This is a genomic window from Arthrobacter subterraneus, from assembly GCF_900099735.1.
Classification (GTDB): domain Bacteria; phylum Actinomycetota; class Actinomycetes; order Actinomycetales; family Micrococcaceae; genus Arthrobacter_D; species Arthrobacter_D subterraneus.
This window is the reverse complement of record NZ_FNDT01000016.1, coordinates 49871-62680: the sequence shown is the minus strand read 5'-3', so window position 1 is coordinate 62680 and position 12810 is coordinate 49871. Positions and strand designations below refer to the sequence as shown.

Below are 12810 nucleotides of genomic sequence, written 5' to 3'. Positions count from 1 at the left end.
GGGCTCTTCGGACATGCGGTGGGGGTGAGGCTCGCCGGGTGATGGTCGGCGGGTAGGGGTCGAGGTCCCCGAGGATCAGTAGCGCCAACTGCTGATCCATCACGAGGACCTCGACGTGCTTCACCCTACTTCGGGGTGCGCTGACGCGCGCTCTGCCGCTGATCCGTGTTACCGCTGCGATCTGCTGGTCGGTCTCGACGGCGTCCATGTCGAGCACGTTGACCGCCGCGACGGGCTGCTGATCGTCACCGTTTCGACACCGGCGGCGCCGACCGGGTGCCCGTTGTGCGGGGTCGTGGCGATCGGTCGAGGGCGCCGCCGTCGAGTGTTGCATGACGTGCCGGGCGTGACGCGGGTGCGGATCGTCTGGCGGCAACGGGTCTGGCGATGCGGCGACGTGGGCTGTGCCAAGAAGACGTTCGTGGAGCAGCTTCCCTCGCTGGTCGCTCGGCGCGGGTCGCTCACAAGGCGAGCCGTCGACTGGGCGATCGGGCAGCTGCGCCGCGAGCACGCCACGATCGAAGGACTACGTCGTCAGCTCGGGACATCGTGGAAGACGGTGTGGCGGGCTGTTGAGCCTGAACTGGTGCGGTTGGCAGCCGACGAGTCCCGGTTCGAGAACGTGACCACGCTCGGCGTCGACGAGCACATCTGGCATCACGTCGACCACCGCAAGCGGGGCCCGAAGGAACTGACCGGCATGGTCGACCTCAGCCGCGACAGCACCGGGAAGACGCGGGCCAGGCTGCTCGACCTCGTGCCGGGCAGATCGGGGAAGGCATACGCGTCCTGGCTCAGCGAGCGGGGCGAAGCGTTCCGAAAGAACGTGAAGGTGGCGGCGCTGGACCCGTTCGCGGGCTACAAGACTGCGATCGATGACACGCTCGAAGACGCGGTCGCTGTGCTGGACGCGTTCCATGTCGTCAAGCTCGGCACCGCCGCCGTCGACGAGGTCCGCCGCCGCGTCCAGCAAGACACCCTCGGGCATCGCGGTCGGAAGGGCGACCCGCTCTACGGGATTCAGACCATCCTCCGTGCCGGGGCCGAGAACCTCACCGACAAGCAGCGGATCCGGCTGACCGCGGCAATCGAGGCCGATCCTGCGCACGACGAGGTGTTCGTCGCGTGGCAGTGCGCACAGCAGCTGCGCTCTGCCTACCACGCGAAGGACCTGACCGAGGGGCGGCGGATCGCCGAGAGGGTGGTCGACACGTTCCACACCTGCCCGATCCCCGAGATCGCCCGCCTCGGCCGCACCCTCCGCCGCTGGCGTTCAGCGTTCCTGGCGTACTTCACCACGAGCCGCGCGAACAACGGCGGCACCGAGGCGATCAACGGGATCATCGAGCTCCACCGCCGCCTCGCCCGCGGCTATCGCAACCGCGAGAACTACCGCCTCCGCATGCTCCTCACCGCCGGCGGACTCACCCCATGACCCCCCCACCGGATGTCCGAAGAGCCGACAAACGATGGGACGAAGGTGTCGATTCCTTCGCCCAGATCAAGCGGCTGGTCAAGGACATCGATGATCCATTCCTCGGCGTCTGCCTGGCCCCACCCCATATGTGGGTCATGGAAGAAACAATCAGCGAAGTCATCGCTTTCCTCGCCGAACGCAAACGGCTCTACTACTACTACATCTGGGACATCGACCGCGCCTATCGACACGGCATCGATGGACTAAACTTCGGTCCTGGAGAAAAGCAGCTGCCCACCCCTGAAGGAACCCTCGACCACCACTTCCTCCTCCAAGAACTCCACAGGGCGGGATACGCCGGTGCAGCCAGCCTGAAATGCCACGGCACTCACGGCTGGAGCTTGGACAAAATTGGAGTCGAACTAAGAAAATCAGACGCTTACATCCGCCCTGCCTACCAACGAATAGTCGGAGGTCCAAATTCATAAGCCAGGAATCTCACGTCGCTTGCCTCAGCCGTCGCCGACTCTTCAACGTCTTAAAGAAATCGAAAGCACAGAAGGGATCCGCGCCGCGATCCCAAAGCAGTGCTGTATGTCGAGTCCCCGCCATAGTCTGACCCTGTCGAAGCCCGCACGCTGAACACACCCGAAGGAGCAATGCGTGCAATTTTCAGTTCAGCTCTACACAGTCCGCGAAGCCCTCGACGCCGACTTCGACGGCACCATCGACAGGATTGCCTCGATCGGTTTCGAACGGGTCGAGCCATACAACTTCGCGGCAAACACCGAGGCACTGGCGTCGGCCCTGGCCCGTAACGGACTCACCGCTCCCTCCGGCCACGCGCCGCTGCTGAACGGGGACCGTGACCTTATCTTCGAGGCGGCACGCACACTGGGCATCGGCACTGTGATCGACCCGTTCGTTGACCCGGCCCGCTGGAGTACGGAAGAGGCGATTACCCAGACCGCCGAGGCCCTCAATGAGGTGGCCGCACTGGGGGGCGAGTACGGCATCACGGTCGGTTATCACAACCACTGGTGGGAGGTGGAAACGGGCTTCGGCGGCCGCACGGGGCTGGAGTTGCTCGCCGAAAGGCTCGATCCCGCCGTCGTACTGGAAATGGACACCTACTGGGCCGCGGTGGGCGGGCAGGATCCGGCTGAGCTGCTCGGGAAGCTGGGTGACCGCGTCCGGTTCATCCACATCAAGGACGGGGCCATCGACCGCGACAACAAGTCACAGGTCGCGGTGGGGTCCGGCCGCATGGATATCCCGGCGGTCCTGGCTGCCGCTTCCTCCGTTGAGGTGGGTGTCGTCGAGCTCGATGACAGCGCGGGTGACCTGTTCCAGGCCCTCGAGGAGAGCCTGCGCTACCTGAACGGCGCCAGCGCATGAGCGGGCCGGTAGGCGTCGGCATCATTGGCGCCGGAGTAATCAGCAAGGAATACCTGACCAACCTCACCGCATTTCCCGACGTCCAGGTCCACATTGTCGCGGACCTGTTCCCGGAGGCGGCCCAGACGCGTGCCGGAGAATTCGGGATCCCCGCCTTCGGACCGGTTGAGGACGCGCTGCAGCATCCCGACGTCGAGATCATCGTCAACCTCACCACGCCCGCCGCGCACGTGCCGGTCGCGCTAAGTGCGGTGGCTGCCGGCAAGCACGTGTGGAGCGAGAAGCCGTTTTCCCTCGACCGGGAGTCCGGGCAGACTCTTCTGAAGGCAGCGTCCGACGCCGGTGTGCGGCTGGGGTGCGCCCCTGACACCTTCCTCGGTGCCGGGCTGCAGACCGGCCTGCGCATGATCCAGCGCGGCGATATCGGTGTGCCGCTGACGGCGCTGACCCTCATGCAGTCCCCCGGCCCCGAAGCCTGGCACCCCAACCCTGCCTTCCTGTTTCAGGAGGGGGCAGGCCCGCTGTTCGACATGGGCCCGTACTACCTCACCACCCTCGTGCAGGCCTTCGGCGCGGTCCAGACGGTGGCGGCCCTGGGCTCCCGGTCACGCGAGACGCGCATCATCGGCTCCGGGCCACGTGCCGGGGAGGAGTTCGGGGTCACGGTGCCCACCCATGTGAGCGCTCTGGCCCAGTTTGAGGGCGGCGCGTCCTCCATGAGCACCTTCAGCTTCGATTCGCCGCTGCCCCGCCACGGTTTCGTGGAGATCACCGGCTCCGAAGCCACCATCGCCTTCCCGGATCCGAACCGGTTCGACGGCGACATCCGCCTCCACCGCCACGGCGCTGAGGACTGGGAGATCCTGCCGTCCGTCGGATCCACCTATGGTCGGGGCACCGGTGTCCTGGACCTGGCCCGGTCCATTCGCGCCGGGATCCCCCACCGAGCGCAGGGCGAAACAGCGTTCCATGTCCTGGACACCATGGCCTCCATCACCGAATCGGTGGAGACCGGGACCTTTGTTGAGGTCGGCAGTTCCGCGGTGGCTGCCGAGCCGCTGCCCGAAGACTGGGATCCGACAGCCCGCACGCTTTCCTGACCCAAACACGCAAGGAGAAATACATGGCACGCAACTTCACCCTGTTCACCGGCCAGTGGGCGGACCTACCGTTCGAGAAAGTGGCCGAACTCGCCGGCCAGTGGGGCTACGACGGGCTGGAGATCGCCGTCTCCGGTGACCACCTCGACGCCTGGCGCTGGGACGATGACGCCTACATCCAGGACCGCCTCGACATCCTGGAACGCAACGGGCTGAAGGTATGGACCATTTCCAACCACCTCAAGGGCCAGGCTGTCTGCGACAACCCGATCGACTTCCGCCATGAAGCCATCGTGGGACCAAGGGTGTGGGGCGACGGCGATCCCGAGGGTGTCCGGCAGCGTGCGGCCGAGGAAATGAAACTCACCGCGAAGCTTGCGCAGAAACTCGGGGTGAAGACCGTCGTCGGCTTCACCGGATCCTCGATCTGGCAGTACGTGGCAATGTTCCCGCCGGTGAGCCAGGACGTGGTCGACGCCGGCTACCAGGACTTCGCCGACCGCTGGAACCCCATCCTCGACGTCTTCGACGACTGCGGCGTCCGGTTCGCCCACGAGGTGCACCCCTCCGAAATCGCCTACGACTACTGGTCCACCCGCCGGGCGCTCGACGCCGTCGGGAACCGGCCGGCGTTCGGCCTGAACTGGGACCCAAGCCACTTCATGTGGCAGCAGATCGACCCGGTGGCCTTCATCTCCGACTTCGCTGACCGGATCTACCACGTGGACTGCAAGGACACGAAGATGCGGATGGGCGGCGGCCGCAACGGCATCCTCTCCTCACATCTGCCCTGGGGAGACCCCCGCCGCGGCTGGGACTTCGTCTCCACCGGACGCGGCGACGTCCCCTGGGAGGACAGCTTCCGGGCCCTCACCGCCATCGGGTATGACGGGCCGATCTCGGTCGAGTGGGAGGACGCCGGCATGGACCGCCTCGAGGGCGCGCCGGAGGCGCTGGCGTTCCTGAAGAAATTCGACTTCGCGCCGTCGTCGTCGTCCTTCGACGCAGCCTTCAAGCAATAGCCGGGCACCCCCCCCCCGGAAGTTTTTGTCGCCGATCTGCTGCTTTGAACGCGTTATAACGGCAGATCGGCGACAAAAACTTAGTAACGTGGGCCGTATGCGTGAACTCCAGGCGAAGATCATCGACGAAATGGGCGTACGCCCCACCATCGACACAGCGGAAGAGATCCGCCGGCGCGTGGACTTCCTGAAGGACTACGTCCGGGCCAGCGGGACCAAGGGCTTTGTGCTCGGGATCAGCGGCGGCCTTGACTCCACCCTCGCCGGAAAACTCGCCCAGATGGCGGCGGAGGAACTGCGGGCCGACGGCGCGGACGCCGCCTTCGTGGCCGCCCGCCTCCCATACAACGTGCAGCATGACGAGGACGACGCCCAGGCCGCCCTGGCGTTCATCCAGCCTGACCGGTCAGTGGTCTACAACGTTGCTCCCGCCGTCGACGGTTTCCAGCGGGAATTCGCGGCCGCCGCAAGCAACGAAATGTCCGACTTCAACAAGGGCAACGTCAAGGCGCGCGTCCGCATGGTGGCCCAGTACGCGCTCGCCGGCGACGACAACCTGCTGGTCATCGGTACTGACCACGGCGCGGAATCGGTCACCGGTTTCTTTACGAAATACGGCGACGGCGGAGCGGACATCCTGCCCCTGTTCGGGCTGAACAAGCGTCAGAACCGCCAGCTCCTCAAGGACCTCGGCGCCGAGGAACGCCTCTACAACAAGATCCCCACCGCCGATCTGCTCGATGAAAAGCCCGGCCAGACCGACGAACACGAACTGGGCCTCACCTACAACGAGATCGACGACTACCTCGAGGGCAGGGACGTCCCGGAGGAAGCGGCACAGCTCATCGAACGCCGCTACCTGATGACCCGTCACAAGCGCACGGTTCCGGTGACCATCCACGACTCGTGGTGGCGGCAGCACTGAACCGCTGATTCCGGGCCGTGGCACGGGTCGGAACGCTTATCAGCATCACCCGCCAATTGGGTAACGTAGCCACTGTGAAGATTGCGACCTGGAACGTCAATTCCCTCCGAGCCCGTGCCGACCGTGTGGAGGCGTGGCTCGACCGCTCCGATGTGGACGTCCTTGCCATCCAGGAGACCAAGTGCAAGGACGACAACTTTCCCTGGGACATGTTCGAGAAGAGCGGCTACGAGGTGGCGCACTTCGGCGTGAGCCAGTGGAACGGCGTGGCCATAGCGTCCCGCGTGGGCCTGACCGACGTTGAACGGACATTCCCCGGCCAGCCCGTGTTCGGCAAGGACACGGATCCGGTCCAGGAAGCCCGAGCGATCGGCGCCACCTGCGGCGGAGTGCGGGTGTGGAGCCTGTACGTGCCGAACGGACGCGCGCTCGGTGACCCGCACATGGCGTACAAGATCGAATGGCTTGAGCTCCTGCGCAAGCACGCCGTGGGGCTGCTGGAATCCGACCCGTCGGCCCAGGTTGCGCTGACCGGTGACTGGAACATCGCGCCCCGGGATGAGGATGTCTGGGATATCGACCTGTTCCTCAACAACGGCTACACCCATGTCAGCCCTCCCGAGCGCGCAGCCTTCCACGCCTTCGAGGATTCGGGCTTCTCGGACGTTGTCCGGCCGCACACTCCCGGACCGGGCGTGTACACCTACTGGGACTACAAGCAGCTGAGCTTCCCGAAGCGCATGGGAATGCGCATCGACTTTGTGCTCGCCTCCCCCGCCCTGGCCGAGCGCGTGAACGGGGCGTCGATCGACCGCGAGGAGCGCAAGGGCAAAGGCGCCTCCGACCATGCACCGGTCATCGTGGAGCTGGCCTGACCCATGGCGGACGTGCCGGGCGCGGGCCGCAGTTTCCCCTACGTTTCCTTCCTGCGGGTCTACGAGCCTCTGGACGCCTTCAGCGATGCCCAGCAGCTGGCCATCCTGGAACAGCGCACCCGCGAGCGCCGCGTCACCGAGCAGCTTGACCGCGCCGATGCGCTGCAGCGCATCACGCGCCTGGTGTCGGATCCCTTTCCGCACCATGCGCAGGACCTGGTGCGGGTACTGCACTTCCCGCGCAGCAATGGCACCACCGCCCCGTTCTACTGCCCCAATCAGCTGGCCGTCCGGACTTTCCTGGCCGCCGAGTCTTTGGAACAGACCATCCGTGGCCCGCTCCTGGATGTCCTCCTTCCCGAGGTTGCCCGTGAGGCGCACCAGGCGAGACTGGATCCGGAGACACTGACCGAATCCACCGCCAAGCTGCACACCCGCTCAGCCACTTGGGGCGTCCCCTTCGCCTGGTTTGTCCTCATCCACGAGGACGACCTCACGGAAGTGATCGACGACGACGGCGAGGTCCACACCGTCCGGGTCTCCGTGACCATCAGCGAGTGCATCGACCGGGCCCGGCGGGCAGTGGCCAACCTGGCCATCGCCGCACCGGAGCTCGACCTGCTGGAGGAACTGACCGAGATCACCGAGTGGCTGGAGACCTTCCGCCGCGACGCCGTCGTCGAACTGGATTACGGGCCGGTGGCGGATCTCGTCTTCCCCGACGAGTCCCCCATGGACGTACGGATGGGCATCGAGTGCCTCGCCGAAACGGACATGACCGGCGCCGCCGCGGCATACCGGCGGCTGGCTTCGCGGTGGGTCCCCATCCGCCAGCTTGCCCGCGCTTCCTAGCTAATTAATGCCATCCACCGCGTAGGACACCTTGGTGATGCCCTTCTTCGACCTGACCTTTGTGATGTTGAGCTTCCCCACCTCGGCAACGTCCTGCACATGGGTTCCGCCGCAGGGTACGCCGAAATCCGCGTTGTAGAGCACAATCCGGGCAGGCTTGTTGGTCGGGATATTGTCCGGGACGTGCCGGCAGTAATCGCCCATCTCGGCCACCGGCATGAAGCGGATCTCGTTGCGGCTGCCCTCGGCAATCACGGCCGTGACCTCCTGCTCCACGCGCTGCCGGATCTCCTCGGCGTCACCCGGCAGCTCACCGTTGTACTCCACGAAGGACATATGCGGATAGTGCGCGCCCTTCCCGGGCACCCACGGCAACCCGAGCCGCTCCACCGCGAGGTCCACGATGTGCCCCGCGGAGTGGAGCCTGGTATTCACCGCCCGCTGCTCGGCATCAACCTCCAGTACGACGGCGGCACCCACCGACAGATTTCCCTCACCCAGGTGGTGCACCACCTGGTGCTCGTCGAGCCGCACCTCCTGGACGGTAAAGGCGTCGTCTCCGGCGCGGATTGTGCCGGTGTCCCAGTCCTGTCCGCCGCCGCGGGGGTAGAAGCAGGTGCGGTCCAGTTCAATGTCCGTCCGGCCGTCGTCGAGCGCGGTTACGGCGGTAACGGTGGCTGAAGCGGTCAGCACGTTGAAATCGTCAAGGTAGAGGAGCTCGGTAGCCATTCCTCCAGCGTAGACGCCGGTACCGTTCAGTGCAGTGGCGGGCCGGTCGAGGCGCGCTCGATGAGTTCATGCGGCTGCGTCACCGGCCCGCCCTCCAGCTTCTTCCCCTCCAGCTCAGCAAGCATGAGCTCGGCCGCGTAGGCGCCCTGCTCCTCGGGCATCTGGCGGACGGTGGTCAGGCCCATCGGATCAGCGAACTCGTGATCGTCAATGCCGATCACCGACAACTCCCCGGGAACGCTGATTCCCAGCTCGGCCGCCGCGGTCAGGGCCCCGAACGCCATCTCGTCCGATGAACAGAACAGGGCGGTGGGACGTTCAGCGGCGTCGGCGAGCATCGCCGTAACGGCAATCTTGGCCTCCTTGAACCGGAAGTCCCCGAAGACGGACCACTCCTCCCGGACCGGGAGCCCGTGGGCTTCCATGGTCTCCTTGAAGGCGTCATTCCGGATGCGCGGCACATCAAAGTGCATGCCGAAGGAGCCGCCGCCGCGCACATGCCCAATACGCGTGTGTCCCAGCGCGATGAGATGCTCGACGGCGTCCCGCACCGCGGCGTGGTCGTCGATGCTCACGTGCGGCACGCCCCGTACGCTCCCGCCGACCACGATGGTGGGCGAATCGAGATCCCTCAGGGAGCGGTACTCGTCCTCGGTCAGCTCCATGCACATCACGATCAGCGCATCGATGCGTTTGCGGAGGATCGAGCGGTGGAACACCCGTTCCCGGTTCCCGCCGAACCCGCCCAGGCTGAACACGATCAGGTCATACCCCGCGGTGCGCAGCTGCCGGTCGATTCCGTCCAGCATCGCCGAGAAATACCACCGTTCGATGGAGGGAAGAAGGACGCCCATGGCCATGGTCCGCCCCGACGCCAGGCCGGAGGCGGAGGACGACGGCACGTAGCCCAGCTCCCGGGCGACGGTGAGGACCTTCGCCCGGGTGGCCGGCGAGACCCCCGTCAGCCCCCGCAATGCGCGGGAAACCGTGGCGGTGGACACTCCGGTGGCTACAGCGACATCCTCGATGCCCGTCACGTTGCATCAGCCCTTGAGGCCACCAGCCAGAAGACCGCGGACAAAGTAGCGTTGCAGACCGAAGAAGACAATAAGCGGGACGACCATCGAGACAAACGCCCCAGCCGTCAGTCGATGCCACTCCCCGCCGCGCGTTCCGGTCAGCTCTGCAAGCCGCTGCGTGATCGGAGCGACATCTCCTGTACCGCCCGAGAATACAAGCGCCACGAGGAGGTCATTCCAGACCCACAGGAACTGGAATATCGCGTATGAAGCGAGCGCGGGAACTGACAGCGGAATGATGATCCGCCAGAAGATAGTCGCGTGCCCGGCACCGTCCACCCTTGCTGCTTCAATAACCTCACCGGGGATTTCCGCGATGAAGTTGTGCAGGAGGAAGATGGCCAAAGGCAGGGCGAAGATCGTGTGCGCGAGCCACAACTGTGCGTAGGAACCCGGCGGAAGCACATGGAACTCACCGATCTTCAGGTTCACGAACAACGTCAACAGCGGAATCAGCGCCATCTGCAGCGGGATAATCTGCAGTGCGAAGACGAAGACAAACAGCGTGTCCTTGCCGCGGAAGTTGCTCCACGCGAAAATGTAGGCCGCCATGGACGCAACCACGAGCGGGATGAGCGTTCCCGGAATCACAATGGCAAGGGAGTTGACGAAATACTGTCCGAGATTCGGCGACTGGCTGCCGCCAGAGACCAGCACGTCGGCGTAGTTCTCAAGCGTGAACTCAAAGTTGGAGAAAACGTTCCACCAACCGTCCCGGTTGAGGTTTTCCTCCGGCCTGAATGAGGAAATGAACAGTCCGGCAGTCGGCACGGTCCAGATCACGGCGATGATCACCGCAGCGATCGTGGCGCCGCGGGAGGTCAGACGCTGCTTCACCCTGCGGGTGATCGGCGGGACCGGTTGATCGCCCTTGTCGTCGACCGTTACCGGAACGGCTGGTGTCGAAGTCATCGGATCTCCTTCTGCTTCTTGAGTACCCGGGCGTTGTAGATGACTACCGGCAGCACCATCAGGAAAAGGACCAGTGCCAGCGCTGCTCCACGGCCGGGCTCATTGGCGCGGAACGCCTGGGTATACATCTCGTTGGCGATGACCGACGTCTCGAAATTGCCCGCCGTCATGGTGCGCACAATGTCGAAGACCTTCAGGGTGATGATGGTGATGGTGGTGACCACCACCACGAGGGCACCGCGGATCGACGGGATGGTGATGTTTCGGAACTGTTGCCATGCACTCGCCCCGTCGAGCCGCGATGCTTCGATGACATCCGCCGGTATTCCCTTGATCGCGGCGGAGAGAATAACCATGGCGAACCCAACCTGGATCCACACCATGACGGCGATGAGGAAAAAGGTGTTACCCGGCGCATCGAGCAGGAACTGGCGCGGCTCGCCCCCGAACCAGACAAGGATCTGGTTCACGAGGCCGATCTGCTCCCGCCCTGTGCCGCGGTAGGCGTACATGAAGTTCCAGATGATGCCTGCACCGACCATGGAAATGGCCATCGGCATGAATACGAGAGCTTTCAGCACGCGCTCTCCATGCGCCTTGTCGATGAACACCGCGTATACAAGGCCGATGATCGTCGAAAGTGTGGGGACCAGAATCACCCACAGTACGGTGTTCCGGAGGGTCACCAGCGCCGAGGGGTCGGTGAACATCCAGATGAAGTTGTCCAGACCGTTGATGGCGCCGTTACGGTCGGTGAATGCGAGGAAAGTGGTCTGCGCTGCGGGCCAGACCATGCCCACGATGAGCAGGATCGCGGCCGGAGCCATGAAGCCAATGATCGTCGCTTTGTCACGGAAAGATTTGGGTGCCCGGTCCACCAGCAGCATGATGAATCCGATGATGGCGGCGAAGATAGCCAGGGCAATTACCACCTGCAGGAATTTCTCGCCGAGATCCTCCATAGCGCAGCCTCCTTGGTGCGAAGAATGTCAGGGGCAGGCCCGGCGTTCCACACCAGTGGAACGCCGGGCCTGTGAAACCGCTACTGGGGCCAGCTGGCTTCGATGGAATCTACAACTTCCTCGGTCGGCGTACCGTTGATCCACTCCACGATGCCGCTCCAGAAGGAGTTGGAACCCACGGCACCCGGCATCAGGTCGGAGGCGTCAAAACGGAAGATGGTGTCCTCGCTCTGCAGCAGCTCGATCGATTGCTTGTCCAGCGGGCTCTGCGCGAGCGAAGCATCGAGTGCCTTGTTGGCGCTGATGGCTCCTCCCTGCTCCACCCGGTTGTTGGCGAATTCAGCAGAGGCCATGAACGTCTGGAAAGCCACAACCGCGGGCTCATCCGAGTACGCCGCAATAATCTCGCCGCCACCGGTGATTGCATTCGAACCCGGCTCGACGCCCGGCGTCATAAAGGCCCACACGTCGCCGTCTTCGGCGACTTCAGTACCCTCAGGCCAGTTCGATGCCTGGAAGGACGCCTGGTGGTGCATGGCGCATTCGCCGTCGAGGACCGGCTGGCCCGCGTCAGCGAAGGAGGTTGTCAGGATCGAGCGGACATCTCCGAAGCCGCCGTTGACGTAATCCTCGTTCTTCAGGATCTCGCCGACGGAATCGAACGCCTCAACGATCTGGGGATCGTTGAACGGGATTTCGTGGTTCACCCACTGGTCATAGACCTCTGGACCTGCCTGGCGGAGAACGTAGTCCTCAACCCAGTCGGTACCCGGCCAGCCTGTGGCCTCACCGGACTCGAATCCCGCACACCATGGCTTCATCGTGCCGTCCGCCGCGATGTCCTCGGTCAGAGTCATCATCTCGTCGAGGGTTTCGGGGATTTCCCAGCCGTTCTCCTCGAAGGTCGCCGGGGAGTACCAGACGTAACCCTTCACGTTGGCAAGCATCGGTGAGCCGTAGAAGGTGTCATCGACCGTGCCGTAACCCTTCCAGTCTTCAGACCAGTTCTCATCGGTGAGAGCCTCGACGGCCTCAGGAGCGGGCAGCACGTTACCGCCGGCGACCTCTGAGGCCAGCAGGCCGGGCTGGGGGAAGATCGCGATGTCAGGCGGGTTGCCGGCCTGGGAACGGACACCGATCTGAGTCTCGAATTCCTTCGAGCCTTCATACACAACCTCGATGCCCGTGCACTCTGCGAAATCAGCCCAGGAGTTCTCCAGCCGCTCAGCCTCGATGTCGACGATGGTGGCGTAGACGTTCACCTCCTCGCCGTCGAAGGTTCCGTACTCTTCGTAGGCGGCGCAGTCGGCGGCCGGCTCTTCGCCGCCGCCTCCGTCTCCCTCATCTCCCGTTCCACATGCAGAGAGCGCGAGCGTCAGTACGCTGAGCGCAGCCAGCGGCAGCACTGCTTTGTTCTTGCGAAAAATCGCCATGAATGACTCCTTCGTCGGGCAGCAGGACACTGAGTGGACTCCGCCGCCTCACCTCTTGATATCATCAAAGTAAGCGCTTACGTTGTGATCTGCAACACCGGGACCG

The 12810-nt window shown here is 64.4% G+C and carries 13 protein-coding genes; 8 read left to right on the top strand and 5 right to left on the bottom strand.

Going from position 1 to position 12810, the window contains the following annotated elements; translation table 11 throughout:
• Window positions 1–115 precede the first annotated feature (115 nt).
• The 8 genes from BLS52_RS14600 to BLS52_RS14565 all read left to right on the top strand — a co-directional run bounded on the left by BLS52_RS14600 (window position 116) and on the right by BLS52_RS14565 (window position 7589).
• On the top strand, window positions 116–1435 hold the full coding sequence (locus BLS52_RS14600; protein ID WP_231729493.1) for an ISL3 family transposase: 1320 nt from the start codon (window positions 116–118) through the stop codon (window positions 1433–1435).
• Window positions 1432–1905, top strand: a complete 474-nt coding sequence (locus BLS52_RS14595; protein ID WP_139186276.1) for a sugar phosphate isomerase/epimerase family protein — start codon at window positions 1432–1434, stop codon at window positions 1903–1905. The genes BLS52_RS14600 and BLS52_RS14595 overlap by 4 nt, the downstream gene beginning before the upstream one ends.
• A gap of 175 nt (window positions 1906–2080) precedes the next feature.
• Entirely contained in the window at window positions 2081–2815 is a 735-nt protein-coding gene (locus BLS52_RS14590) for a sugar phosphate isomerase/epimerase family protein (RefSeq protein WP_090587662.1), read from the top strand.
• Window positions 2812–3915 (top strand): Gfo/Idh/MocA family protein, encoded by a 1104-nt coding sequence (locus BLS52_RS14585; protein ID WP_090587660.1) that lies wholly within the window; start codon window positions 2812–2814, stop codon window positions 3913–3915. Before BLS52_RS14590 ends, BLS52_RS14585 begins: the two co-directional genes overlap by 4 nt.
• A 23-nt stretch (window positions 3916–3938) precedes the next feature.
• Complete coding sequence (locus BLS52_RS14580; RefSeq protein ID WP_090587659.1) at window positions 3939–4937, top strand: sugar phosphate isomerase/epimerase family protein; 999 nt, start codon at window positions 3939–3941, stop codon at window positions 4935–4937.
• Window positions 4938–5034: 97 nt separating this feature from the next.
• Entirely contained in the window at window positions 5035–5862 is an 828-nt protein-coding gene (gene nadE, locus BLS52_RS14575; protein ID WP_090587658.1) for an ammonia-dependent NAD(+) synthetase, read from the top strand.
• Window positions 5863–5936: 74 nt separating this feature from the next.
• Complete coding sequence (locus BLS52_RS14570) at window positions 5937–6737, top strand: exodeoxyribonuclease III (RefSeq protein ID WP_026544759.1); 801 nt, start codon at window positions 5937–5939, stop codon at window positions 6735–6737.
• Window positions 6738–6740: 3 nt separating this feature from the next.
• Window positions 6741–7589 carry a DUF8083 family protein gene (locus tag BLS52_RS14565; protein ID WP_090587657.1) on the top strand — a complete coding sequence of 283 codons (849 nt, stop codon included), beginning with the start codon at window positions 6741–6743 and terminating at the stop codon, window positions 7587–7589.
• Here the strand turns inward: BLS52_RS14565 and BLS52_RS14560 are convergent, their stop codons facing one another.
• The 5 genes from BLS52_RS14560 to BLS52_RS14540 form a co-directional block, all read right to left on the bottom strand.
• Complete coding sequence (locus BLS52_RS14560; RefSeq protein WP_090587655.1) at window positions 7590–8318, bottom strand: alanine--tRNA ligase-related protein; 729 nt, start codon at window positions 8316–8318, stop codon at window positions 7590–7592.
• 26 nt (window positions 8319–8344) lie between these two features.
• On the bottom strand, window positions 8345–9355 hold the full coding sequence (locus BLS52_RS14555; protein WP_090587654.1) for a LacI family DNA-binding transcriptional regulator: 1011 nt from the start codon (window positions 9353–9355) through the stop codon (window positions 8345–8347).
• Between the two features lie 6 nt (window positions 9356–9361).
• Window positions 9362–10309: a carbohydrate ABC transporter permease gene (locus BLS52_RS14550; RefSeq protein ID WP_090587652.1), complete on the bottom strand. Its 948-nt coding sequence runs from the start codon at window positions 10307–10309 to the stop codon at window positions 9362–9364.
• A complete protein-coding gene (locus tag BLS52_RS14545; RefSeq protein ID WP_090587651.1) occupies window positions 10306–11271 on the bottom strand; it encodes a carbohydrate ABC transporter permease in 966 nt (321 codons plus the stop codon). The genes BLS52_RS14550 and BLS52_RS14545 overlap by 4 nt, the downstream gene beginning before the upstream one ends.
• A gap of 80 nt (window positions 11272–11351) precedes the next feature.
• Window positions 11352–12704, bottom strand: a complete 1353-nt coding sequence (locus tag BLS52_RS14540; protein WP_090587650.1) for an ABC transporter substrate-binding protein — start codon at window positions 12702–12704, stop codon at window positions 11352–11354.
• Between the last annotated feature and the right edge of the window lie 106 nt (window positions 12705–12810).

What these genes read in the sequence shown, in the direction of transcription:
- BLS52_RS14595 (WP_139186276.1), top strand. Translation starts at nt 1,432, where the DNA reads ATGACCCCCCCACCGGATGTCCGAAGAGCCGACAAACGATGGGACGAA.
- BLS52_RS14585 (WP_090587660.1), top strand. Translation starts at nt 2,812, where the DNA reads ATGAGCGGGCCGGTAGGCGTCGGCATCATTGGCGCCGGAGTAATCAGC.
- BLS52_RS14580 (WP_090587659.1), top strand. Translation starts at nt 3,939, where the DNA reads ATGGCACGCAACTTCACCCTGTTCACCGGCCAGTGGGCGGACCTACCG.
- nadE (WP_090587658.1), top strand. Translation starts at nt 5,035, where the DNA reads ATGCGTGAACTCCAGGCGAAGATCATCGACGAAATGGGCGTACGCCCC.
- BLS52_RS14565 (WP_090587657.1), top strand. Translation starts at nt 6,741, where the DNA reads ATGGCGGACGTGCCGGGCGCGGGCCGCAGTTTCCCCTACGTTTCCTTC.
- BLS52_RS14560 (WP_090587655.1), bottom strand. Translation starts at nt 8,318, where the DNA reads ATGGCTACCGAGCTCCTCTACCTTGACGATTTCAACGTGCTGACCGCT.
- BLS52_RS14550 (WP_090587652.1), bottom strand. Translation starts at nt 10,309, where the DNA reads ATGACTTCGACACCAGCCGTTCCGGTAACGGTCGACGACAAGGGCGAT.
- BLS52_RS14545 (WP_090587651.1), bottom strand. Translation starts at nt 11,271, where the DNA reads ATGGAGGATCTCGGCGAGAAATTCCTGCAGGTGGTAATTGCCCTGGCT.
- BLS52_RS14540 (WP_090587650.1), bottom strand. Translation starts at nt 12,704, where the DNA reads ATGGCGATTTTTCGCAAGAACAAAGCAGTGCTGCCGCTGGCTGCGCTC.